This window comes from Streptomyces sp. R-74717 (assembly GCF_047305335.1).
In the GTDB taxonomy this organism is placed as follows: domain Bacteria; phylum Actinomycetota; class Actinomycetes; order Streptomycetales; family Streptomycetaceae; genus Streptomyces; species Streptomyces atratus.
This window is the reverse complement of sequence record NZ_CP102361.1, coordinates 7,678,489-7,702,004: the sequence shown is the minus strand read 5'-3', so window position 1 is coordinate 7,702,004 and position 23,516 is coordinate 7,678,489. Positions and strand designations below refer to the sequence as shown.

Sequence of the window (23,516 nt, the reverse complement as noted above, 5' to 3'; positions counted from 1 at the left end):
CGAACCAAGGTGGAGGAGTACGGCGCGATGGCCAAGAACATCCAGTCGCTGGAGCGGGCGGCGGCGATGCTGCGCCTGCTGGCAGGCGGCGAGCGTCGGCTGGGGCTGTCCGACATCGCCTCTTCACTGGGCCTGGCCAAGGGCACCGCGCACGGCATCCTGCGCACACTCCAGCACGAGGGCTTCGTCGAGCAGGACGCGGTGTCCGGCCGCTATCAGCTGGGCGCCGAGCTGCTGCGTCTGGGCAACAGCTACCTGGACGTCCACGAGCTGCGGGCCCGCGCGCTCGTCTGGACGGACGACCTGGCCCGCTCCAGCGGCGAGAGCGCCCATCTGGGGGTCCTGCACCAGCAGGGCGTCCTCATCGTCCACCACGTCTTCCGGCCCGACGACAGCCGGCAGGTCCTGGAGGTGGGGGCCATGCAGCCACTGCACTCCACGGCTCTGGGCAAGGTGCTCTCGGCGTACGACCCGGTGGCGCACACCGAGGCCCTGGAGGCCGAGCGGAGGTCTTTCACCCCGCGAACCGTCACCGATCCGGAGGAGTTCGAGACGATGCTCGACCTGATCCGGGCCCGCGGCTGGGCAGCCGATGTGGAGGAGACCTGGGAGGGCGTCGCCGCGGTGGCCGCCCCGATCCACGACCGGCGGCGGATGCCGGTCGGCGCGGTGGCCGTGACCGGCGCGGTGGAGCGGGTCTGCGCGGACGGGGAGCTGCGCCCCGAGCTGATCGCCGCAGTGCGGGACTGTGCCCGCGCGGTCTCCAGGGATCTGGGCGCCCGGCCCTTCTGACCACCGTGGCCGCTGATCGTTACCGACGGCTCGTCGGTAACGATCGAGTTATAGGCCACACAACCCTTGACGCCTGATTCACCTGGGGGAAGCATTGCCGTTCACCGGTCGGCATTGTCGAACAGCTAACGGAATTTCGCGTTAAGGTGTGACAGCGCCAAGGGCCGGAAAACGCCCTCACGTGAGGGCGCGGACCACCGGAGGGACCCGGGGTTCGGCTTCCCTGGACGAAGGACAAAGGAGTCGCGGGTGTCCAGCTCCGACATCTTCATCGGCGAGACCATAGGTACCGCCGTACTCATCCTGCTCGGCGGCGGTGTCTGTGCCGCCGTCACTCTCAAGCGCTCCAAGGCGCAGAACGCCGGCTGGCTCGCCATCACCTTCGGGTGGGGTTTCGCCGTGCTGACCGGCGCATATCTGGCCGGTGGCGTTTCCGGCGCGCATCTCAATCCGGCGGTCACGATCGGTCTCGCGATCGAGGGCGGCACCAAGTGGAGCGACGTACCGCTGTACCTCGGCTCCCAACTGCTCGGCGCGATGATCGGCGCGGTGCTGGTCTGGCTGACGTACTACGGGCAGTTCCGGGCGCATCTCACCGATCCGGAGATCCTGGGAGCCCAGTCGGGTGAAGAGGGCATGGTCGACAAGGCCGCCGCCCCGAAGGCGGGCCCCGTGCTGGGCATCTTCTCCACCGGCCCCGAGATCCGGCACGCGGTGCAGAACCTCGTCACCGAAATCATCGCCACCGTCGTGCTCGTGCTCGCGATCCTCACCCAGGGCCTCAACAACGAGGGCAACGGCCTGGGCACGCTCGGCGCACTGGTCACCGCTCTGGTCGTCGTCGGTATCGGTCTCTCCCTCGGCGGGCCGACGGGTTACGCAATCAACCCGGTTCGCGACCTCGGTCCGCGTATCGTGCACGCGCTGCTGCCGCTGCCGAACAAGGGCGGCTCCGACTGGGGCTACGCATGGATCCCGGTCGTCGGACCGCTCATCGGCGGCGCGATCGCGGGCGGGCTCTACAACGTCGCCTTCGCCTGAGCCGTGGCGCACAGAGCCGTAACCCTCAAGACCACACAGACTTCCGGGAGCACACCGTGACCGACGCACACACCACCGGCCCGTTCATCGCGGCCATCGACCAGGGCACCACCTCCAGCCGCTGCATCGTCTTCGACAAGGACGGCCGGATCGTCTCCGTCGACCAGAAGGAGCACGAACAGATCTTCCCGAAGCCGGGCTGGGTCGAGCACAACGCGACCGAGATCTGGGAGAACGTCCAGGAGGTCGTCGCCGGCGCCATCGTCAAGGCGGGCATCACCGCCGCCGATGTGAAGGCGATCGGCATCACCAACCAGCGCGAGACCACACTGCTCTGGGACAAGAACACCGGTGAGCCCGTCCACAACGCCCTGGTCTGGCAGGACACCCGCACCGACGCGCTCTGCAAGGAGCTCGGCCGGAACGTGGGCCAGGACCGCTTCCGCCGCGAGACCGGTCTGCCGCTCGCCTCGTACTTCGCGGGCCCCAAGGTCCGCTGGCTGCTCGACAACGTCGAGGGGCTGCGCGAGCGCGCCGAGCGCGGCGACATCCTCTTCGGCACCATGGACTCCTGGGTCATCTGGAACCTGACCGGCGGCACGGACGGCGGCGTCCATGTCACCGACGTCACCAACGCCTCGCGCACCCTCCTGATGAACCTGCACACCCTGGCGTGGGACGACAAGATCCTCGCGTCCATGGAGATCCCGGCGGCCGTGCTGCCCGAGATCCGCTCCTCCGCCGAGGTGTACGGCACCGCCAAGGGCGGCGTCCTGGACGGTGTCCCGGTCGCCTCCGCGCTCGGCGACCAGCAGGCGGCCCTCTTCGGCCAGACCTGCTTCTCCAAGGGCGAGGCCAAGTCCACGTACGGCACCGGCACCTTCATGCTGATGAACACCGGTGAGACGCCCGTCAACTCGTACAACGGGTTGCTGACGACGGTCGGTTACCGGATCGGCGACCAGAAGCCGGTGTACGCCCTGGAGGGATCCATCGCCGTCACGGGCTCGCTGGTGCAGTGGATGCGTGACCAGATGGGCCTGATCAAGTCCGCGGCCGAGATCGAGACCCTGGCCTCCTCGGTCGAGGACAACGGCGGTGCGTACTTCGTGCCCGCCTTCTCGGGTCTCTTCGCCCCGTACTGGCGCTCCGACGCCCGCGGCGTCATCGCCGGTCTGACCAGGTACGTCACCAAGGCGCACATCGCCCGTGCCGTCCTGGAGGCCACTGCCTGGCAGACACGCGAGATCACCGACGCCATGACGAAGGACTCCGGTGTCGAGCTCTCCGCCCTGAAGGTCGACGGCGGTATGACCTCCAACAACTTGCTGATGCAGACACTCGCCGACTTCCTGGACGCACCCGTGGTGCGGCCCATGGTCGCCGAGACCACCTGCCTCGGCGCCGCCTACGCCGCCGGTCTCGCCGTCGGCTTCTGGCCGGACACCGACGCGCTGCGCGCCAACTGGCGCCGGGCCGCCGAGTGGACACCCCGCATGGCCGCGGACACCCGCGACCGCGAGTACAAGAGCTGGCTCAAGGCCGTGGAACGGACCATGGGCTGGCTCGAAGACAGCACAGTCGAGGAGTAATCACAATGACCACCCAGCAGAGCGTCCCGTCACTCGGGACGCACCCGGCCTCCGGCTCCCTTCCGAGCCGCGCCGAGACTCGGGAGCAGCTCTCCAAGGCGACGTACGACCTCCTGGTGATCGGTGGCGGCATCCTGGGCATCTCCACCGCCTGGCACGCCGCGCAGTCCGGGCTGCGGGTGGCCCTGGTGGACGCCGGCGACTTCGCCGGCGCCACCTCCTCCGCCTCTTCCAAGCTGCTCCACGGCGGTCTGCGCTACCTGCAGACCGGCGCGGTGAAGCTGGTCGCGGAGAACCATTTCGAGCGGCGCGCTGTGTCCCGTCAGGTCGCCCCGCACCTGGCGAATCCGCTCACCTTCTACCTGCCGGTCTACAAGGGCGGCCCGCACGGCGCGGCCAAGCTCGGTGCGGGTGTGTTCGCGTACTCGGCGCTCTCCGCGTTCGGTGACGGGGTCGGGCATGTGATCAGCCCGGCGAAGGCGCAGCGCGATGTGCCGGAGCTGCGTACGGACAATCTGAAGGCCGTCGCGGTCTACGGCGACGACCAGATGAACGATGCCCGGATGGCACTGATGACGGTCCGCGCGGCCGTCGACGCGGGTGCGGTCGTCCTGAACCACGCGGCGGTGACCGGGCTGCGGTTCACCAAGGGCCGGGTGACGGGCGCCGACCTGGAGGACCGTACGGACGGCACGGAGTTCGGCGTCGATGCCCGCCTCGTGCTGAACGCCACCGGCCCGTGGGTCGATCACCTGCGCAAGATGGAGGACCCGAACGCGGCGCCTTCGATACGTCTGTCCAAGGGCGCGCACCTGGTGCTCAAGCGCACGCGTCCCTGGAAGGCCGCGCTGGCCACCCCGATCGACAAGTACCGCATCACGTTCGCCCTGCCGTGGGAGGACATGCTGCTGCTCGGTACGACGGACGAGGAGTACGAGGGCGATCCGGCGGACGTCGCGGTCAACGAGAAGGACACCGCGCAGATCCTCGACGAGGCGGCGTTCTCCATCAAGGACCAGCAGCTGTCGCGCGATCTGATCACCTACTCCTTCGCGGGCCTGCGAGTGCTGCCGGGCGGCCCGGGCGACACGTCCAAGGCCAAGCGCGAGACGGTCGTGACGGAGGGCCGCGGCGGGATGCTGTCGGTCGCGGGCGGCAAGTGGACGACGTTCCGCCACATCGGCCGGACGGTGATGAACAAGCTGGCCGCGCTCCCCGGGCACCCTCTCGCGGAGGACATGGAGCCGATCTCGCACCTGCCGAAGAAGCTCCCGCTGCCCGGCATCGCCAACCCGAACGCGGTGGCGCACCGGCTGCTGGTCGACGGCGGTACGCCCGGTCCGCGCATGGCGGCCGACACGGCCCGCCACCTCGCCACGCACTACGGCTCGCTCTCCTTCGACATCGCACGGCTGGCGAACGAGAACCCGGCGCTGGCCGAGCGCATCCACCCGGACGCGCCGGAGATCTGGGCTCAGGTCGCCTACGCACGTGATCACGAGTGGGCCGAGACGGCGGACGATGTGCTGCGCCGCCGCACGACGCTGACGATCCGGGGTCTGGCGACGAACGAGATCCGGGCCGGCGTCGAGTCCATGCTCGGCGACCGGAGCTGACGGGCTCGAACGCGTAGGTCGGGGCGGCTCCCAGGTGGGGGGCCGCCCCGACCGTATGTCCGGGAGCCCTCAGCCCGGTGAACGCGCCACACGGTTGCCATACAGGTGCAATATGACGCAGGGACAGTTGAACCATGAAGCTCTCCGTACTGTCCCTCATCGGCCACGCCCCGCACCCGCTGAACGGTCAACGCCCCTCCCCCGCCGAGCGGTTCGAGGAGGTGATCGAGACCGGAGTCGTCGCGGAGCGGCTCGGCTTCGACGCGTACTCGATCGGCGAGCGGCATGCCGGGCCGTTCCTCTCGTCGAGCCCGAGTGTGGTGCTCGGCGCACTGGCGGCCCGTACCTCCACCATCCGGCTCCTGACCGGTGTCACGGTCGTCGCGATCCTCGATCCGGTGCGGGTGGCCGAGGACTTCGCGACGCTCGACCAGATGTCCAGGGGCCGGATCGAGCTGGTCGTCGGGAAGGGCGCGGAGGCCGGCCACTTCGACCTCTTCGGGCTCGACGAGGAACGGCAGTGGGACCTCCAGAAGGAGAAGTACGAGCTGCTGCGGCGGCTGTGGACCGAGGAGGGCGTCGACTGGGAGGGCGAGTTCCGTCCCGCGCTGAAGAACACGACGACCCTGCCGCGCCCGTATGCCGGAGCGCCGCGCATCTGGCACGGCTCGGCGACCAGCCTCAACTCCCCCGAACTGGCGGCGCTCCACGGCGATCCGCTGTTCACCGCCAATGCCATCCAGCCCCGTGCGGCGTACGCCCGGCTGATCGATCACTACCGGGAGCGCTTCGAGGCGTACGGACACGATCCGGCCCGCGCGCATGTGGCGGCGGGGTCGGGCGGGCTGCTGATCGCCGACAGTTCGCAGCAGGCGGTGGAGCGCTACAAGGAGCTGTACGAGGCGAAGGTGAAGCAGTCTTCCCGGCCGCATCTGGAGGGCCGGGCCGGCTACAACACGCCGTTCCGGACGATCGAGGAGGCCATCGCGGACGGGCCCCAGCTGATCGGCAGCCCGCAGCAGATCATCGACAAGATCCTCGGCTGGCACGAGGTGTACGGACACGATCTGCAATCGATCACCGTGGACGGCTTCGGGCTCAGCCACCCCGAGCAGATCGAGACGCTGCGGCGGTTCGCCGAGGACATCGCTCCGGTGGTACGGCGTGAGGCACCGTCCGCGCTCTGGGACTGACCCCGCCCGGCCCCGACGACCGTGCGGCAGCCGCGCACCTGGGACGACCTGCAGCAGACCTGGTTCATCCGCCTCTTCCGACCCGCATAATGAAGAGAGACATCGGATGTCTGATTCCAGTCCGGATCCAGGAGGACCGTCATGGCTGTCACCGACGAGGCGATCGAGAAGATCAAGGGAATGATCGTCTCGGGTGCGCTAAGGCCCGGCGACCGGCTCCCCAAGGAGAGCGAACTCGCGGCGGAGCTGGGGCTCTCCCGCAACTCTCTGAGGGAGGCGGTGCGCGCCCTGTCGCTGATCCGCATTCTCGATGTGCGGCAGGGTGACGGCACGTACGTGACCAGCCTCGATCCGCAGTTGCTGCTGGAGGCGCTGAGCTTCGTGGTGGACTTCCACCGCGACGACACGGTGCTCGAATTCCTCGCGGTCCGCCGCATTCTGGAACCGGCCGCGACGGCGATGGCCGCGACCCGGATCAGCGAGGCCCAACTGGACGTACTGAGCTCACAGTTGGATGCCCTGGGTGCGCAGCCCTCGGTGGAGGAGCTGGTCGCCTGCGATCTGGAGTTCCACCGCGGCATCGTGCAGTCGTCCGGGAACTCGGTGCTCTGCTCGCTGCTCGACGGGCTGTCGGGGCCGACGACCCGGGCGCGGGTCTGGCGCGGTCTGACGCAGGAGGACGCGGTCAGCCGCACGCTCCATGAGCACCGGGCGATCGTGTCGGCGCTGCGGGACCGGGATGCGGAGGCTGCGCGGGCCTGGGCGACGGTGCACGTGGCGAGCGTCGAGCAGTGGCTGCGGTCGACGCTGTAGCGCGCGGCGGGTGGGTGACCGGTGCTCCGCACCGGGCCCCGCACCTCGAACGCCGGCGGGGCTGAGGAATCAGCCCCGCCGGCGTCTGCGAGAACGGGTTCAGTCCTGCTTCTCACCGCTCGCGAAGCGGGAGATGACCAGGGCGACGATGATGATGGCGCCGTTGAGGAACTGGTTCCAGAGCGCCGGGACACCGCCGAGGGTCATCACATTGACCACCAGCTGGAGCGTCAGTACGCCGGTCAGCGCGCCGAACAGGGTGCCCCGGCCGCCCTTGAGGCTGATGCCGCCGATGACCGCGGCGGCGAACACCTGGAAGATCCAGCCGTTGCCCTGGGTCGCCGCGACCGATCCGTAGTGGCCGGTGTAGAGAATGCCCGCGAAGGCCGCCAGCAGACCGCCGATGGCGAGCACGATCCAGGTGACCCGGTCCACCCGGATGCCCGCGGCTCGCGCCGCTTCCGGGTTGCCGCCGATGGCGTACAGCGAGCGTCCATGGCGCAGCCAGGCCAGTGCGGCGCCACCGACGGCGAACAGCGCCAGGCAGATCCAGACGGCGGCCGGTGCGCCGAGCCATTCGCTCTTGCCGAGGTAGCGGAAGGACTCCGGGACGTCGGTGATGGACTTGCCCTCGGTGATGCCGATGTGCAGGCCGCGCAGCATGGTGAGCATGCCGAGCGTGGCGATGAAGCCGTTGACCCTCAGCTTCAGCATCAGGAAGCCGTTGATCGCACCGATGGCAAGGCCCACCAGCAGACAGAGCGGGATCGCCGACCAGGTGGGCAGCAGGCCGAGGCCCGCGAAGCGGCCTCCCTCCGCGGGCAGGACCAGCCACATCGCGACGACCGGCGCGATGCCGATCGTCGACTCCAGTGACAGGTCCATCCGTCCGCAGATCAGGATCAGTGCCTGGCCCAGGACCAGCAGGCTCAGCTCGGAGGACTGCTGGACGACGCTGATCAGGTTCTCGGAGGTCAGGAACACCGGCGAGACGATGAACCCGATCACCATCAGCACCAGAATCACCGGTACCAGGGAGAAGTCGCTCCACCGGATCAGCTTCAGCCGGTCCAGCGGGCTCTCGCCCGTCAGGGAGCCCTTCAGCCCGCTGTCGATGCCGTCGGCCGCCTCAGGCCGTACCGTTCCGGTCATTCCCTTTCCCCCACACCTTCCATGGCGGCGACGAGTTCCCCGTCGGTCCACCCGCTTGCGAATGTTGCGACCACACGCCCGTGGAACAGGGCGAGCACTCGGTCGCAGACCCGCAGATCGTCCAGCTCGTCCGAGATGATCACTGCGGCGTTTCCCTCGTCGGCGACCCGCCGCACGACTCCGAGCAGCGAGTCCTTGGACTTGATGTCCACACCCGCGGTGGGCCGCACGGCCACCAGCACGCTCGGCCTGCGGGCCAGCGCACGGGCGACGACCACCTTCTGCTGGTTGCCGCCGGAGAGCCCGGAGACGGGCTGCTCGGGCCCCTGTGTCTTGATGTCCAGCGAGGCGATCATCGACCGTGCGAACTCCCTGGTGCGGGAGGGCAGTACGGTCCCCCACGGGCCGAGCTGGTCGGTGACCGTGAGGGTGGCGTTCTCCGCGACGCTGCGTTCCAGGACGAGGCCCTGGTCGTGCCGGTCCTCGGGGATGTAGCCGATCCCGGCGTCCAGCGCGTGCGGCACACTGCCGGTGCGCACGGTCCTTCCGTGTACGGAGACCGTGCCGCCGCCCGCCTTTCGCATACCGGCCAGGGCCTCGCCCAGGGCCGTGTTGCCGCTGGCCGCGGAGCCGGCGAGGCCGACCACCTCGCCGGGGCGGACCTCCAGGTCCAGCGGTTCGAACTGGCCCTCCAGAGTGAGCCCTTCGGTGCGCAGGACGGGGGCAGCCGACTGATCCCGTACCGCCGCACGGTCACCGCCCGCGTGCCAGGCGGTGGCGCCGGCGGACTGCTCTCCGGTCATCGCCGCCACCAGTTCCGCCTTGGCGATGTCGGCGACCGGGGCGCTCAGCACATGGCGGGCGTCGCGGTAGACGGTGACCGCCGTGCACAGTTCGTACACCTCCTGCAGATGGTGGGAGATGAAGAGGAACGCCACTCCCTGGCTCTGCAGTTCCCTGAGCTTGTCGAAGAGCCGCCCGATGCCGCGGGCATCGAGCTGGGCGGTCGGCTCGTCCAGGATGATCAGCCGGGCACCGAAGGACAGCGCCCGGGCTATCTCGACGAACTGCCGCTGCTCGACGGCGAGATCGCGCGCCCGGGTGCTGGGGTCGACCTGGACCCCGTAGTCGGCGAGGAGCCGCTCGGCACGCCTGCGGAGCTTCCCCCAGCTGATCCAGCGGGAGTTGTCGTCGAAACGGTTGAGGAAGAGGTTCTCGGCGACGGTCAGGTCGGGGACGACCATGGACTTCTGGTAGACGCAGGCGACCTTCGACTGCCAGGCCGCGGTGTCCCCGAAGGCGGGCGCGGGCTCCCCGCCGAACGTGACCGTTCCCGCGTCCGCCTTGTGGAGTCCGGTCAGGACGCTGACCAGCGTCGACTTGCCCGCACCGTTGCGACCGACGAGGGCATGGGACTCACCGGGCTGCACGGTGAGCCGGACCCCGTCGAGCGCCACGGTGGGCCCGAAGCGTTTGACAACGCCTTCCGCCTGTACGGCGGGTGGTGCCTTTTCCATCAGACCCCTTCTCAGCGAAGCGCTGTAGTGATGTTGGCGGCCTGCCCCCGGGCAGCAGTCAGGGCTCGGCCGCGTCTCGGTTCCTCGGAGCCGAGAGGGAAGACCTCTCGGCAACGAGAGGGAGGAGCCACGGCTAGCTCTTCTTCTCCAGCTGATTGGCCCACAGCTTCGGGTCGTCCACATTGTCCTTGGTCACCAGGGGCGCGGGAAGTTGGTCCTCGAAGCCGTTCGGGATCTTGATGATGTTCGAGTCGTGGTCGGTGGGGCCTTCCTTGAAGGTCTTACCGTCCAGGGCCGCCTTCGCGTAGTACAGCGCGTACTTCGCGTACAGGTCGGCGGGCTGGGAGATCGTCGCATCGATCTTCCCGGCCTTGATGGCGTCGAACTCCTCCGGGATGCCGTCGTTGGAGATGATCGTGATGTGGCCCGGCGTGCCGGCCGGCTTCAGCAGCTTCTTCTGCTCCAGGAGCGCGAGGGTGGGCTGCAGGAAGACACCGCCGGCCTGCATGTAGATGCCGTTGATGTCGGGGTTGGCGGCCAGGGTGGCCTGGAGCTTGGCGGAGGCGACATCGCCCTTCCAGTCGGTGGCCAGCTCGAAGACCTTGATGCCGGGGAATTCCTTGTCCATGCAGGACTTGAACGCCTCGGACCGGTCGCGGCCGTTGATCGAGGCGAGGTCGCCCTGGAACTCGACGACCTTGCCCTTGCCCTTCAGCTGCTCGCCGAGGTACTTGCAGGCATTGGTCCCGTACGCCTTGTTGTCGGCCCGCACCACCATGTAGATGTTGCCCTTGTCGGGGCGGGTGTCGACACTGATGACCGGGATCTTCTTCTCGTTCAGCGTGTTGAGCGACTCGGCTATCGCACCGGTGTCCTGGGGTGCCATCACGACGGCCTTGGCGCCCTGGTCCGTGAAGGTCTGGACGTTGGCGACCAGCTTGCCGATGTCGTTCTGCGAGTTCGTCAGCGGCAGCGCCTTGACCTCGCCCGCCTTGACCCCCTTCTCCACATAGTTCTGGTACGAATTCCAGAAGTCGCTGTCGCTGCGCGGCAGGTCGATGCCGACCTTCCCGCTGCCCGCACCGTCAGCGGTGGACTCGCGGTTGCAGCCCGCGAGGGCAGTGACTGCCAGCAGTACGGCGCAGGCTGCCGCACTCGTCGTACGCACTCTCATTGGTGTCCCGTCCTTTGTGGAGTACCGGCTCGGAGCTCTGTTGGCAAAGCGGCGGTGCATGGTGCACAGGGGGGCGGCCCATTTGTGCGGCTCGGGCCTGTCCGGCCCTGGTCCGCCGGACAGGCCCGAGGGTCGCGCACCCTTAATCAGTTCTCGGCGGGGCGCAGGCGCAGGCCCTGCATTCCACCGTCGACGGCCAGTGCCGTGCCGGTGACCGAGGCGGCGGCGGGGCTGGCCAGGTAGACGATCGCGGCGGCCACCTCGTCGGCCGAGACCAGCCGTCCCAGCGGCTGGCGAGCGTTCAGCGCGTCTCGCTCAGCGGCCGGGTCGTCGGCCTGGCCCAGCAGCCGCCCGATCCACGGGGTGTCCGCGGTGCCCGGATTGACGCAGTTGACCCGGATGCCCTCACGGACATGGTCGGCGGCCATCGCAAGGGTCAGCGAGAGGACCGCGCCCTTGCTCGCGCTGTACAGGGCGCGCTGCGGCAGTCCGGCGGTCGCGGCGATCGAGCAGGTCTGGGTGATCGAGACGGCACCGGGGCGGTCGGCCGCCGCGAGCCGCAGATGGGGCAGGGCGTGCCGGGCGGTGCGGACCATGCCGAGGACGTTGATGTCCAGGACCCGGGTCCACTCGTCGTCGGTGTTGTCCTCGACCGTGCCGATGGAACCGATGCCCGCGTTGGACACGACGGAGTGAAGACCGCCCAGTTCACCGGCGGCCAGGTCGACCGCCTCGCGCACGGCCGCGTCGTCGGTGACGTCCGCCTTGAGGGCGAGCGTGCCGTCGGGGGCGCCTGCGGTCTCACGGTCGAGTACGGCCACACGCGCACCGCGCGCCAGCAGCATCGTCGCCACGGCGGCCCCGATGCCGGAGGCGCCTCCCGTCACCAGGGCGTTCATGCCCTCGAAGTCGCTTGTGCCGGTCATCGGTCATCCTCCTCGGTGGTGCGGCGGGCCTGCCATACCGGGCCCTCCGGATAGCGGTGTGCGGCGATCGATCCGGGGAGCATCCGGGCGGAGAAGCCCGGGGAACTCGGGGCGGCGTATCGGCCGGATTCGATCACGGTGGGGTCGGCGAAGTGTTCGTGGAGATGGTCGACGTACTCGATCACACGGTTCTCCCAACTGCCGGAGACCGCCACATAGTCGAACATCGAGAGGTGCTGCACCAGCTCGCACAGTCCGACACCGCCCGCGTGCGGGCAGACCGGTACGCCGTACTTGGCGGCGAGCAGCAGGATCGCCAGGTTCTCGTTGACTCCCGCGACCCGGGCCGCGTCGATCTGGACGAAGTCGACGGCTCCGGCCTGCAGCAGCTGTTTGAACACGACCCGGTTGGCGACATGTTCGCCGGTGGCGACCTTGACCGGCTGCCCGGCGCGGACTGCGGCATGGCCCAGGATGTCGTCGGGGCTGGTCGGCTCCTCGATCCAGTGCGGGTCGTACGGCGCGAGCGCGGTCATCCACTTCACCGCGTCGGCGACGTCCCAGCGCTGGTTGGCGTCGACGGCGATCCGGACGTCCGGCCCGACAGCCTCGCGGGCCAGGGCGAGTCTGCGGACATCGTCGCCGAGATTGCCGCCGACCTTCAGCTTGATCTGGGTGAAGCCGTCGGCGACGGCCTCCTTCGCCAGCCTGACGAGCTTGTCGTCGGTGTATCCCAGCCAGCCGGGCGAGGTGGTGTATGCCGGGTAGCCCTCGGCACGCAGTCGCTCGGCGCGCTCGGCCCGGCCCGGTTCGGCGGCCCGCAGGATCGCGAGGGCCTCGTCGGGGGTGAGGGCATCGGTGAGATAGCGGAAGTCGACGAGGGAGACGAGCTCCTCGGGCGTCATCTCGGCGAGGAACTGCCAGACGGGCCTGCCGGCCTGCTTCGCCGCGAGGTCCCAGGCGGCGTTGACGACCGCGCCGGCCGCCATGTGCATCACACCCTTTTCGGGGCCGAGCCAGCGCAGTTGGGAGTCATGGGTGAGTTCACGGTGCAGCGCGGCGAGGTCGGCCGCGGTGCGGGGCACCGGGCGCCCCACCACGTACGGGCGCAACGCTTCGATGGCGGCGGCCATCACCTCGTTGCCGCGCCCGATGGTGAAGCAGAAGCCATGCCCCTCGATGTCAGTGCCGTCAGCGCCGCCAACGGGAACAGCGCTCAGTACGACATAGGCGGCCGAGTAGTCGGGGTCGGGGTTCATCGCGTCCGAGCCGTCCAGTTGTTCCGAGGTCGGAAAACGGATGTCGTGGACCTCGAAATCCGTGACGGTCTGACTCATGTGCGCCCCCAGGGGAATAACATCGGACCTCTGCTCTGGTCATCCGATGTATAGCGTCACGAAGGCCCCAACGTCCAGAGTTGGAACGAAATTGACTGGACACAGCTCGGATGTATCCAGAGACTGATGCCCTGATTCGACCGGCGATGCACCTTCGCGGGTCAGGTTCACCCGGCTGTGCACAGGGGCTGCGGCGAGAGTGGCCGGAAGCCGTAAGGTTGGTGGGTACGCAAGGGAACTTCGGAAGGAGGCCTGGGTGATCGAGCTCGAGGGGGTTCCCGAGCTGATCGACCCGGTCATGGTGGCCGCGTTCGAGGGATGGAACGACGCGGGTGACGCCGCGTCCACGGCGGTCGCTCACCTGGACCGGGAGTGGAAGGGCGAGGTGTTCGCGGCGCTGGACGCCGAGGACTACTACGACTTCCAGGTCAACCGGCCGACGGTCTGGCTGGACGGCGGGGTGCGCAGGATCACCTGGCCGACCACCCGGCTCTCCGTGGTCCGCATCGGCGGGGACAAGCCCCGCGATCTCGTCCTGGTCCGGGGTATCGAGCCGTCCATGCGCTGGCGCTCGTTCTGCAACGAGATCCTGGCCTTCGCCCATGAGCTGGGCGTGGAGATGGTGGTGGTCCTGGGCGCACTGCTCGGCGACACCCCGCACACCCGCCCGGTACCGGTCAGCGGAGTCACCTCCGACCCGGATCTGGCGCGGACCATGGACCTGGAGGAGACCAGGTACGAGGGTCCGACGGGCATCGTCGGCATCCTCCAGGAGGCCTGTACGCACGCGGGCGTGCCCGCGGTGAGCCTGTGGGCGGCGGTGCCGCACTACGTGTCTCAGCCGCCCAACCCGAAGGCCACCCTCGCGCTGCTGAACCGCCTGGAGGATCTCCTCGGTCTGCGTATCCCGCTGGGCGAGCTGCCCGAGGACGCGCGTGCCTGGCAGCTCGGAGTCGACCAACTGGCCGCCGAGGACAGCGAAGTGGCGGAGTACGTGCAGACGCTGGAGGAGGCCCGGGACACCGCGGAGCTTCCCGAGGCGAGCGGCGAGGCCATCGCCCGGGAGTTCGAGCGCTATCTGCGTCGCCGGGACGTCGGTCCGGGCCAGGCGCCCGGCGGGCATGCGACGGAGAGCAGCGACGCCTCGTATCTGCGCGACACCTCCAGCGGCCGCACCCGCCCGCCGAAGCCGGTCCGGCCGGACACCGGGGGCGAGACGGGACCCGGCTCACCGCCCGCGAGCGGGCCCGGTCGGCAGCCATCGGCCGACCAGGAGAACGAGGACAGCGACGGCGACGACGGCCCGCAGGATTCGTCGGAGGAATCCTCGGAGGACTGATGAGACCGGCGGAGCGCCGGGCGTCGGGTACATCCCCGCCCGGCGCTCCTTCACTGTCCGGGTCATTCAGGAACAGGTGAACCGCGCCGCGGCCCAGTCCCCGTGGTCACCGGTCTTGGATCCATTGGTGTCCGTGACCTTCAGGTGCACATGGCGCGCACCGTCGAGCTTCACATCGACCGGTACCGTCGCCGACGCCCCCGTCACCTTCGGCGAGGTCCACAGCACCTTGCCGTCCGCCTCGACGGAGAACGCCACTTCGCCGTAGCCGTTGATCTCGTCGTCGATCCCCACGTCCGCAGTGAAGGCGGTGCAGCGCCCGCCGAGATAGACCTCGATGTCGGAGTCGGCATGGGTGCCGATCCCCTTGTCGTACGTCTTCCCCGCGAGAGTCAGCCGGTGTCCGTCGGCCGCGCCCGACTCGCCGTTGCTGCGGTCTCGTTCGGCTGGCCCGTATCCATTGACCGACTTCAGCCACACCAGATCGCTCGCCCATGCCTCACCGGCGGGCGGCGGCGGCATCACACCGGCAGCGAACCGCTGGACGGAGGTCCGGGCTTCGCCGGCTGCCCGGTAGCGGGCGAGTGCGGTGATCCTCGCCTCCCCAGCCATGGCGTCCTTGGCCGGGGTGACCGACACCTCGACCCGCCGGGTGGTGCCCGCCGGAATCCGGTCCACGGCCTGGTCCTGGGTGACCTGCCAGCCCTCGGGAACGTCGAGGGTGACCGCGGCGTCCGTCACGTCGGCGTCGCCCGCGGTGACATCGACGGCGACGGCGCCTTCGACCCCGGCGCCGATCTCCTGCCCGGCCGGCGCGGAGACGACGGCCGTCGCGGCCGCGTTCCTCCCGCCGACCGCGCTTGTGTTCTCCAGCTTCACGGAGAACTTCTTGCCGGTGGAGAGCGACGCAGTCTTGATCTTCACGACACCGCCGCGGTCGTCCTGGTCGTACCACCAGCCCTGCTTCGCCGCCTTGTACGCGGCCGCGGAACCCAGCCGGGGCAGCTTGCCGTTGAGCTTGACCGCGCTCGGCGCGGAGCCGGTGTGCACGCTGAACTCGTACGGGCGGGTGCTCTGCTTGCCGGTGAACTCCCCCTTGCTCTCACCGATCCGCACGGTGACGTCGCCCGCGCCCCGTACCGGTGCGTCGACGTCGGCGGTCTGTGTGGCGTACTTGCCGTCGCGGTGCTGCCGGGTGACGCCGTCGTCCTCGTAGAGCGTGAAGGACGACGTGCCCTGCGGGTAGATGTCCCAGGCGAGCGGGGAGTCGGCGGTGCGGTCCTTGTACGAGCGGATGCCCGGCCACATCGGCACACTGGCACCGCCCTTGACGAACAGCGGCAGCGTGTCGAGCGGGGCGCTGTAGTGGTCGACGGTGGTCGGCCCCTCGTACGTGCGGCCGCTCCAGTAGTCGGTCCAGGTGCCCTTCGGCAGATAGATCCCGTTGCGCTCGGTGCTGTCCTGGTAGACGGGCGCGACGAGGAAGTCCTCTCCCGACATGAATTCGTACTTCGCCGCGTCCGTCGCCGCTTTCGGGTCGTCCGGGTATTCGAGGACCAGCGGGCGGACCATGCCGACGCCCGTCTTCGTCGCCTCGTGCGCGTAGGAGTACTGGTAGGGCAGCAGCGACTCCTTGAGCTTGAGGTAGTCGCGGTTGATGGAGGTGTACGGCTCCCCGTACCGGTAGGGCTGTTTGTCGCTGGCCGCCCAGCCGTCCATGGTCATCGTGGTGCCCAGGAACATCTTCCACTGGAGATCACGGGTGTACGTCTTGGCGCTGCCTCCGAAGATGCCGTCGACATCGCCGGTGGTGTAGGCGAGACCGGACATCGTGGCGCCGGCGTAGGTCGGGATCTGCCAGCGGATGTAGTCCCAGGTGCCGTACTGGTCGCCGGACCACTGGACGCCGCAGCGCTGCGCACCCGACCAGCTCTCGGGGGCGTAGGTGAAGCCGCGGGCGTCACTGTTGTCCTCGATGCCCTTGTACGCGTCCTTGCAGCCGTCAAGCGCGAACTTGTACCCGGAGCCGATCCAGGCGACATCGAGCTTGGCGACCCGCTGACCCGCCTTGACCTGTTCGGCGATCTTGTCGATGCCGTCCTGGGTCCACAGGCCGAGCTGCATGTCGCGGTCCTGGAGGCCCTTGGCGGTCTCGGCGAGGTCCTCGTATCCGCAGCCGTATCCGTCGTTGACGAGCATCCAGCCGTTGGGCATGTCGTGCTCGACGTAGCCGTCGGCGATCTTCAGGGAGTCCAGGGTGCGGCGCTCGCCGCGGTTGGCGTTGTGGAGGTAGCAGTCGGCGTCGCCGATCTCCATTCCGTACACGGGTGGCAGGAAGGGCTTGCCGGTGAGCTTCGTGTACTGCCCGATGACGCCCTTGGCGCTGTCGCCCGCGAAATAGTAGGCGTCGAAGCGCTTTTCCTTCGCACTGGTGGTCACCGGGTCGGTGAAGGCATAGGTGTTCGGCGCATAGGTGTTGCGGAAGACGCCGTACCCCGCCGAGGAGAGGTAGAACGGCACCGAGTTGGGGTGGCCGCCGTCGTCCCAGTTGTAGTCGACGCCGACCTCGACGGTCCGGTCGCGGTGCGAGGTGTTGCCGCGGCCGTTCTGCATTCCGGCGCCGTAGAACTGCTCGTCCGCGCCGCGGGCCAGGGTCTGGGTGGTCTGCTTCCCGTCCCAGCTCAGCCCCTTGGCCTCGGACCAGACCTGGGTGCCGTCCGCCCGGTACAGCGCGAAGCGCAGGGGCGCCTTGTAGGCGCGCAGGGTGACGCTGCCGGTGGAGAGTTCGTAGCGGTCGCTCCGCTCCTTCCACCGGGTGTGCGGCGGGGCGCCCTGCGGCATGACTATGTCGTCGCCGGTCGGGTCGGAGAACGTACCGTCCGGGGCGAGTTCGATACGGAAGGTCTCGTCGGAGACGAAGCTGACACGGGCCTCGGCGGCGCCGGCCCTCAAGTGGTAGACGGATCCGTCGGCGGAGAATCCGGTGAGGTCGCCGACCGTGGTGGTGTCCGGTTCGGCGGCGCCGGCCTGGGCTGCGCCGGGCCCCGCGAAGACGGCCATCAGCCCCAGCAAGGCTGCAAGTGCCGCCGTTCTGATGCGCGTTGATGATTGCATAGAGCGCTTTTAGCGCAGTATCGAGCACTTGACCATGGACAAAACGGAACCGGCCCTGAACTTCGTCGAGAAGTCCAAGGCCGGCTCATCGGATGGCGATCAGCGGGTTGTCACCGTGCGCGGCACTACAGTGCGACACCCAGCAGCGCGTCGACGGTGCGCGAGACAAGGCCCGGTGCGCCCTCGTCCGTACCGCCCTCGGCGTTCTGGCGCTCGGCCCAGCGGTCCACGGCCGCCAGGGCGGCCGGTGCGTCCAGGTCGTCGGCGAGGGCCTCGCGGACCTCCTCGACCAGGGCCTCGGCGGGCAGTCCGTCGGGCCGGGAGACGGCGGCACGCCACCGTCCGAGCCGCTCGACGGCATCGGCGAGCACCTGGTCGGTCCACTCCCAGTCGGACCGGTAGTGGTGCGACAGCAGGGCGAGCCGGATCGCCGCCGGGTCCACGCCGTCATGACGAAGCTTCGAGACGAAGACCAGGTTGCCCTTGGACTTGGACATCTTCTCGCCGTCCAGGGCGACCATTCCGGCGTGCACATACGCCTGGGCGAACGGGTACTCGCCGGTCAGCACCTGGGCGTGCGAGGCACCCATCTCGTGGTGCGGGAAGGCGAGGTCGGACCCGCCGCCCTGGACGTCGAAGCCCATGCCGAGGTGGTCCAGGGCGATGGCGACGCACTCGATGTGCCAGCCGGGCCGGCCGGGGCCGAGCGAGGCGCCGTCCCAGCTCGGCTCGCCCTCACGGGCGGCCATCCAGAGCATCGGGTCGAGCGGGTTCTTCTTGCCGGGGCGCTCCGGGTCGCCGCCGCGCTCGGCGCAGAGCAGCCGCATCGCCTCGGTGTCGAGGTTCGAGACCCCGCCGAAGTGCGGGTCGGTCTCGACGGAGAAGTACACATCCCCGTCGAGTTCGTAGGCGGCGCCGGCGTCCCGGAGCCGCTCGACGAGCGGGACGATGCCCGGTATCGCCTCCACGGCGCCGATGTAGTGCTTCGGCGGGAGCATGCGCAGGGCAGTCATGTCCTCGCGGAACAGGGCCGTCTCGCGCTCGGCGAGCTCGGTCCAGTCCTGACCGTCGCGCACGGCCCGCTCCAGCAGCGGGTCGTCCACGTCGGTCACGTTCTGGACATAGTGAACCTGCCGCTTGGTGTCGAGCCACACGCGCTGAACGAGGTCGAACGCGTTGTAGGTCGCCGCATGACCCATGTGGGTCGCGTCGTACGGCGTGATGCCGCAGACGTAGATACGGGCGACGGGACCGGGGTCAAGAGTGATCCGTCCGCCGGTCGCGGTGTCGTGGATCCGAAGGTCGCGGCCCTTGCCAGGCAGGGCGGGGACCTCAGAAGCGGGCCAGGCATGCATGCCACGAGCGTAACCGGATGCATGTTCCGGATACGAACCGGATGCCGGTTCTTGACCGAAGAGGCGGTCTTGCGCGGCGTGGGTTCATCTGCTCCGGTGGGGACCCCGCCCGACTGCCCCTGCTCCCGCACCGCCGGTGTGGCTTGATCTCGTCACACCGGCGGCCAGGGGATCGACGGCCACTCACCGCTCGGCTCCGGGTGCTTCCCCGACGCCCTCAGCCCCTCCACGCGTCCCCGCAAGGCCTCGATCTCGACCTCGGTGATCAGCTCGGCCAGCCGGGTGACGAGCGGGCTCCCGGGCGCCAGCTCCGCACCGAGCCGGTCCACGACCTCGACGGCCTCGGCCGTCAACGGCTCGCCCGCCCACCCCCAGAGCAGGGTGCGCAGCTTGTCGTCGGTGTTGAAGGTCACTCCGTGGTCGATGCCGTAGAGCCGGCCGTCGGGTGCGGGCAGCAGATGGCCGCCCTTGCGGTCACCGTTGTTGATCACGGCATCGAGGATCGCCAGCCGCCGCAGCCGCGGATCGTCCGCGTGGACCAGCAGGGCCGTCTTCCCCTCCCCGACCTCGGCGAGGGCGACGGCCTTCCAGCCCTCCCCCGGCTCCTCGTCCTCGACGAGCGCCAGAAGCGGGGGCGGACCGTCCGCGGAGGACTCGTCGCCGTCCGGCTCCGCTTCGATCCAGAGCTGGCACATGCCCTCGCCGTACGGCCCGTCCCGCAGCACGGTGGGCGGTATGAGCCCCCATCCGGTCGCCTCGGAGATCTCGTACGCGGCCACCTCACGCTGGGCGAGCGTGCCGTCCGGGAAGTCCCACAGGGGCTGTTCCCCGGCCACTGGCTTGTAGACGCACGTCACCTCGTCGCCCTCGTGGGCGACCGTGCAGTAGAGCACCGCGTTGGACGCCCCACGGATCTGGCCGCGGACGGTGAGCCGGCCCTCGGTGAGGAGGGTGGCCAGCTCGGTGTCGGTCAGGCTCCGCGACGGTACCCGTTCTGGCGCGGGCATACGTGTCCTTCCGGGTCGAGCGGCAGGCTGCACAGCGGGCACGGCGGGCGCCCGGCGTTCACGACATCCAGGGCGCGCTTGGCGAAGGCGCGGGCCTGTGCGCCGCTGAGGCGGACCCGGAGCATCGGCGGACCGTTCTCCTCGTCCTGGAGCAACCGCTCCTCGGCCTCCGCGAGATCCTCGTCGGAGTCCACGTCGAGCTCGACCAGCGCCTGCGCCTCGACGATCATGCGCTGCTCCTCGCCGTCCCAGGCGAGCGCCATCGTGCCGACCCGGAACTCCTCCTCGACGGGCACGTCGAGCGGCGCTGTGTCGGTGACATCCATCGGAGCCACGGCGGGCACCGGAGAATTCCCGCCGGTCCGCCGCACCACTTCGTCGAGCAGTTCGTCGATGCGCTCGGCGAGCGCGGCGACCTGAGTCTTCTCCAGGGCCACGCTGGTGACGCGTCCGCCTGAGGATGCCTGCAGGAAGAACGTACGACGTCCAGGCAACCCGACCGTACCGGCCACGAAGCGGTCCGGGGGGTCGTAGAGGAACACCTGACGGGACACGTCCTGTCTCCCTTGAAAATTGACGGCAGATGAGGGGCGGCCGGGGTCCGGGGGTTTCCCCGGAAAGGGCGCCTACGGCGCGTCCACCCTACTGCGCAAAGCGATCACGGCGCCCCAGCGCCGCCCCCGACCGCCGCGTCCGCATCGGCGTCCGCCGCCGGGCGCCGGCCCTGGTCCGTTGCGGCTGTGTGCTCACGGGGCGCCAGCGGGGCGAGGTCCCCCGTGTCGCCGAGCCGCAGCAGGAAGGGCCGCAGCCTGGTGTAGCGGATCGCGGTGACCGAGCAGGGGTCGGCGTGGATCCGCTGGAAGAGGTCGAGATGCATGCCGAGCGCGTCGGCGACGAGGGCCTTGATGATGTCGCCGTGCGAGCACATCACATAGGCGGCGTCGTCACCGTGCTCGGCCTCGATCCGCGCGTTCCAGTCCCGTACTGCGTCGACGGCACGTGCCTGCATGGCGCGCATGGACTCGCCGCCGGGGAACGCCGCGGCCGACGGATGCTGCTGCACGACTCTCATCAGCGGTTCGTCGGTGAGTTCCGCCAGTTTGCGCCCCGACCAGTCGCCGTAGTCGCACTCGCTGATCCGCTCCTCGGTGTGCAGCACCAGTCCCGGCCGGGCTTCCAGCAGCGGCTGCAGGGTCTCCCGGCAGCGCTGCAGGGGGCTGCTGACGGCGGCGACGAGGGGCAGTGCGGCCAGCCGTCCGGGCAGCGCCGCGGCCTGGGCGGCACCGCGCTCGTCGAGCGCGACACCCGGGGTGCGGCCCGCGAGCACCCCGGCCGTGTTTGCGGTGGAGCGTCCATGGCGTACGAGGATCAGGGTGGGCATACGGGCCAGCGTAGGCCGCTGCCGCCGGTGAGGTGCGCCGGGGACCGGAGCAGGGAAGAATGCGCGCCGTGATTGTGGACAGTGCGATCTACCGGGGCGGGCGTCGTACCGAAGGCCCTGCCGATCTCTCGGATGCCCTCGCGGAGGCACGGGCCACCGGGGACGCGTTCCTCTGGATCGGTCTGCACGAGCCGACGGAGAAGGAATTCGAGCTCGTCAGCGGCGAGTTCGGACTCCATCCGCTGGCCGTGGAGGACGCCCTGAGTGCGCACCAACGGCCCAAGCTGGAGGTGTACGACGACTCGCTCTTCGCGGTCATCAAGCCGGTGGTCTACGAGCACCTGAGCGACACGGTCACCACCGACGAGCTGATGGCCTTCATCGGCGATTCGTTCGTCGTGACGGTCCGGCACGGGGAGGGCGCCCCGCTCGCCGCGGTACGCCGCCGTCTGGAGTCCGAGCCGGACGTTCTCAAGCACGGGCCGACCGCGGTGCTGTACGCGATCAGCGACGCCGTCGTCGACCACTACATCGAGGTGGCGGGCGAGCTCCAGGTCGACCTGGAGGAGCTGGAGACCGAGGTGTTCGCGCCGACCGGCGCCGTGGACACCAAGAACACGGCATCCCGCATCTACACCTTCAAGCGGCAGATCATGGAGTTCCGCCGTGCCACAGGTCCGCTGAGCGCCCCCATGGCCCGGCTGGCGAGTGCGGAGGTGCCGTTCGTCCACGAACACTCGCAGCCGTTCTTCCGCGACGTGAGCGACCATCTGACGCGCGCCAACGAGTACGTGGAGGGGCTGGACCGGCTGCTCTCCGACATCCTCTCGGCGCAGCTGGCCCAGGTAGGCGTGCGGCAGAACGACGACATGCGCAAGATCTCGGCCTGGGCGGCGATGGCCGCCGTACCGACCATGGTGGCGGGGATCTACGGCATGAACTTCGAGCACATGCCGGAACTCCGCTGGGTGTGGGCCTATCCGGCGGTGATCGTGCTGATGGGCTCCGTGGTCTTCGGCCTGTACCGGCAGTTCAAGCGCCGCGGCTGGCTCTGACGGGCGGCCGCGCGCGGCGCCCGGATCAGGCGAACTCGGGCGCCTGTGTCGCGGGACCGCCCAGTGCGTCGCGCCGCTCGGGCGGCGCCAGGCTCACCATGCGCCGCCACCCCACGAGCCTCTCGTACGCGTAGACCCCGTGGATTCCCGCGGCCAGCACCGCCACCTTGGCCCGGGGCCAGTGCAGGATGCGGCCCATGTGATCCATCACGGCGAGGCTGACATCGCGGTACACCCGGATCTCGGTGAGCGCGCACTCGCGCAGAATGCGCTGGATCGTGCGGCCGTGTCCGAAGCGGGCGAAGCGGAGCAATTCCTCATGGCAGTAAGCCAGGTGGTTGTCCTCGTCGTTCGAGATCATCTTCACGGCGCGGGCGAGGTCGGGGTGGTCGGCGAAGTACTTGCGCAGCAGCGTCATCTGCTCGGAGGCGCGCTGTTCGGTGACCCGGCTGTGGGCGAGATAGGTGATGATGTCCCGCTCGGAGAGCGGCTCCTGGCGCCCCAGCTGCTCATGGGCGAGGCCGATGCCTTGCTTCTCCAGCAGCATCGTGTAGTCGGTCTCGTGCGGAACCTCGACCGGCTGCAGCCCACGCTTGTTCAGCAGCGCGTTGAAGATGCGGCCGTGCTTGTCCTCGTCGGCGCCGTGCCGCGCGATCTTGGGCGCCAGGGCCCGCTGGCTCTCGGGCACGAGGGCCGCGATACGCCCGTTCTCCCAGCCACCCTGGGACTCCCCGCTGGCCGCGATGGAACAGAACAGCCGGAACGACTCGTCTTCGTCGACAATCTCCTGGAACAGGTTCCTTGCCGAGAGCATCACTGCCACCTCCGTACCGGCATCCGCCCATCGACAGTCAAATGTGACACGCCCACCCGGGCAACAGGAACGCCCCACGGCTACGCCGGACGGGCTGCAACGCTCCGGCCCGTCCGGCGCTCGAGGACGCAACCGTCAGCCCTGTGACCCCGCACCGAACCGCACGCCGTTCGGCGTAACCACATGCCCCCGAACGCGTTGTTCCGCGTAACGGCCGTGGCGGGGAGGACCCCCGAGCCCCCACCACGGCCGTAGCGCTGTCCCGGAGCCCCGGGAGCCTCCGGAAGTCCGGAGCCCG

The 23,516-nt window shown here is 69.3% G+C and carries 19 protein-coding genes; 8 read left to right on the top strand and 11 right to left on the bottom strand.

The genetic code is table 11. The annotated features are described in order from the left end of the window. The first annotated feature begins 27 nt into the window (after nt 1–27). The 6 genes from NRF20_RS35300 to NRF20_RS35275 all read left to right on the top strand — a co-directional run bounded on the left by NRF20_RS35300 (nt 28) and on the right by NRF20_RS35275 (nt 7,047). Nucleotides 28–792, top strand: coding sequence for an IclR family transcriptional regulator (locus NRF20_RS35300; protein ID WP_229845830.1), 765 nt, complete (start codon nt 28–30; stop codon nt 790–792). Between the two features lie 249 nt (nt 793–1,041). After that, complete coding sequence (locus tag NRF20_RS35295; RefSeq protein WP_398629105.1) at nt 1,042–1,833, top strand: MIP/aquaporin family protein; 792 nt, start codon at nt 1,042–1,044, stop codon at nt 1,831–1,833. A 56-nt stretch (nt 1,834–1,889) separates the two neighbouring features. Then, nucleotides 1,890–3,425 carry a glycerol kinase GlpK gene (glpK, locus tag NRF20_RS35290; RefSeq protein WP_398629106.1) on the top strand — a complete coding sequence of 512 codons (1,536 nt, stop codon included), beginning with the start codon at nt 1,890–1,892 and terminating at the stop codon, nt 3,423–3,425. Between the two features lie 5 nt (nt 3,426–3,430). Then, nucleotides 3,431–5,041, top strand: coding sequence for an FAD-dependent oxidoreductase (locus NRF20_RS35285; protein ID WP_413753912.1), 1,611 nt, complete (start codon nt 3,431–3,433; stop codon nt 5,039–5,041). Between the two features lie 134 nt (nt 5,042–5,175). After that, nucleotides 5,176–6,234, top strand: coding sequence for an LLM class flavin-dependent oxidoreductase (locus NRF20_RS35280; RefSeq protein WP_398629108.1), 1,059 nt, complete (start codon nt 5,176–5,178; stop codon nt 6,232–6,234). A 141-nt stretch (nt 6,235–6,375) separates the two neighbouring features. After that, nucleotides 6,376–7,047 carry a FadR/GntR family transcriptional regulator gene (locus NRF20_RS35275; RefSeq protein ID WP_037700470.1) on the top strand — a complete coding sequence of 224 codons (672 nt, stop codon included), beginning with the start codon at nt 6,376–6,378 and terminating at the stop codon, nt 7,045–7,047. Nucleotides 7,048–7,146: 99 nt separating this feature from the next. Here NRF20_RS35275 and NRF20_RS35270 read toward each other — a convergent pair whose 3' ends face one another. From NRF20_RS35270 to NRF20_RS35250, 5 genes are all read right to left on the bottom strand, one after another. Beyond that, nucleotides 7,147–8,199: an ABC transporter permease gene (locus NRF20_RS35270; RefSeq protein ID WP_266362839.1), complete on the bottom strand. Its 1,053-nt coding sequence runs from the start codon at nt 8,197–8,199 to the stop codon at nt 7,147–7,149. After that, entirely contained in the window at nt 8,196–9,716 is a 1,521-nt protein-coding gene (locus tag NRF20_RS35265) for a sugar ABC transporter ATP-binding protein (RefSeq protein WP_398629109.1), read from the bottom strand. Before NRF20_RS35265 ends, NRF20_RS35270 begins: the two co-directional genes overlap by 4 nt. 133 nt (nt 9,717–9,849) lie before the next feature. Further along, nucleotides 9,850–10,890, bottom strand: a complete 1,041-nt coding sequence (locus tag NRF20_RS35260) for a sugar ABC transporter substrate-binding protein (RefSeq protein WP_266362835.1) — start codon at nt 10,888–10,890, stop codon at nt 9,850–9,852. Between the two features lie 146 nt (nt 10,891–11,036). After that, nucleotides 11,037–11,816, bottom strand: coding sequence for an SDR family NAD(P)-dependent oxidoreductase (locus tag NRF20_RS35255; protein WP_398629110.1), 780 nt, complete (start codon nt 11,814–11,816; stop codon nt 11,037–11,039). After that, nucleotides 11,813–13,153: an L-fuconate dehydratase gene (locus NRF20_RS35250; protein WP_413753911.1), complete on the bottom strand. Its 1,341-nt coding sequence runs from the start codon at nt 13,151–13,153 to the stop codon at nt 11,813–11,815. Before NRF20_RS35250 ends, NRF20_RS35255 begins: the two co-directional genes overlap by 4 nt. A 256-nt stretch (nt 13,154–13,409) precedes the next feature. Here NRF20_RS35250 and NRF20_RS35245 point away from each other — a divergent pair, with 256 nt between their 5' ends. After that, nucleotides 13,410–14,492 carry a PAC2 family protein gene (locus NRF20_RS35245; RefSeq protein WP_398629112.1) on the top strand — a complete coding sequence of 361 codons (1,083 nt, stop codon included), beginning with the start codon at nt 13,410–13,412 and terminating at the stop codon, nt 14,490–14,492. 66 nt (nt 14,493–14,558) lie between these two features. On the opposite strand, the gene NRF20_RS35240 is transcribed toward NRF20_RS35245, so the two are convergent. The 5 genes from NRF20_RS35240 to NRF20_RS35220 all read right to left on the bottom strand — a co-directional run bounded on the left by NRF20_RS35240 (nt 14,559) and on the right by NRF20_RS35220 (nt 21,349). Next, nucleotides 14,559–17,606 carry an NPCBM/NEW2 domain-containing protein gene (locus NRF20_RS35240; RefSeq protein ID WP_413753910.1) on the bottom strand — a complete coding sequence of 1,016 codons (3,048 nt, stop codon included), beginning with the start codon at nt 17,604–17,606 and terminating at the stop codon, nt 14,559–14,561. Between the two features lie 125 nt (nt 17,607–17,731). Further along, nucleotides 17,732–18,961 (bottom strand): cysteine--1-D-myo-inosityl 2-amino-2-deoxy-alpha-D-glucopyranoside ligase, encoded by a 1,230-nt coding sequence (gene mshC, locus NRF20_RS35235; RefSeq protein ID WP_398629114.1) that lies wholly within the window; start codon nt 18,959–18,961, stop codon nt 17,732–17,734. 152 nt (nt 18,962–19,113) lie between these two features. Continuing rightward, on the bottom strand, nt 19,114–19,968 hold the full coding sequence (locus NRF20_RS35230) for an SCO1664 family protein (RefSeq protein ID WP_398629115.1): 855 nt from the start codon (nt 19,966–19,968) through the stop codon (nt 19,114–19,116). Continuing rightward, a complete protein-coding gene (locus NRF20_RS35225) occupies nt 19,932–20,522 on the bottom strand; it encodes a DUF3090 domain-containing protein (RefSeq protein WP_072484378.1) in 591 nt (196 codons plus the stop codon). The genes NRF20_RS35230 and NRF20_RS35225 overlap by 37 nt, the downstream gene beginning before the upstream one ends. A gap of 104 nt (nt 20,523–20,626) precedes the next feature. After that, the gene (locus NRF20_RS35220) at nt 20,627–21,349 is read right to left on the bottom strand and encodes a histidine phosphatase family protein (RefSeq protein ID WP_398629116.1); all 723 of its coding nucleotides are present in this window, start codon (nt 21,347–21,349) and stop codon (nt 20,627–20,629) included. A 59-nt stretch (nt 21,350–21,408) separates the two neighbouring features. Between NRF20_RS35220 and corA the strand changes: the two genes are divergently transcribed. Further along, nucleotides 21,409–22,404, top strand: a complete 996-nt coding sequence (corA, locus tag NRF20_RS35215) for a magnesium/cobalt transporter CorA (RefSeq protein WP_266362819.1) — start codon at nt 21,409–21,411, stop codon at nt 22,402–22,404. Between the two features lie 25 nt (nt 22,405–22,429). Here corA and NRF20_RS35210 read toward each other — a convergent pair whose 3' ends face one another. Beyond that, nucleotides 22,430–23,218, bottom strand: coding sequence for a ferritin-like domain-containing protein (locus tag NRF20_RS35210; RefSeq protein ID WP_398629117.1), 789 nt, complete (start codon nt 23,216–23,218; stop codon nt 22,430–22,432). Between the last annotated feature and the right edge of the window lie 298 nt (nt 23,219–23,516).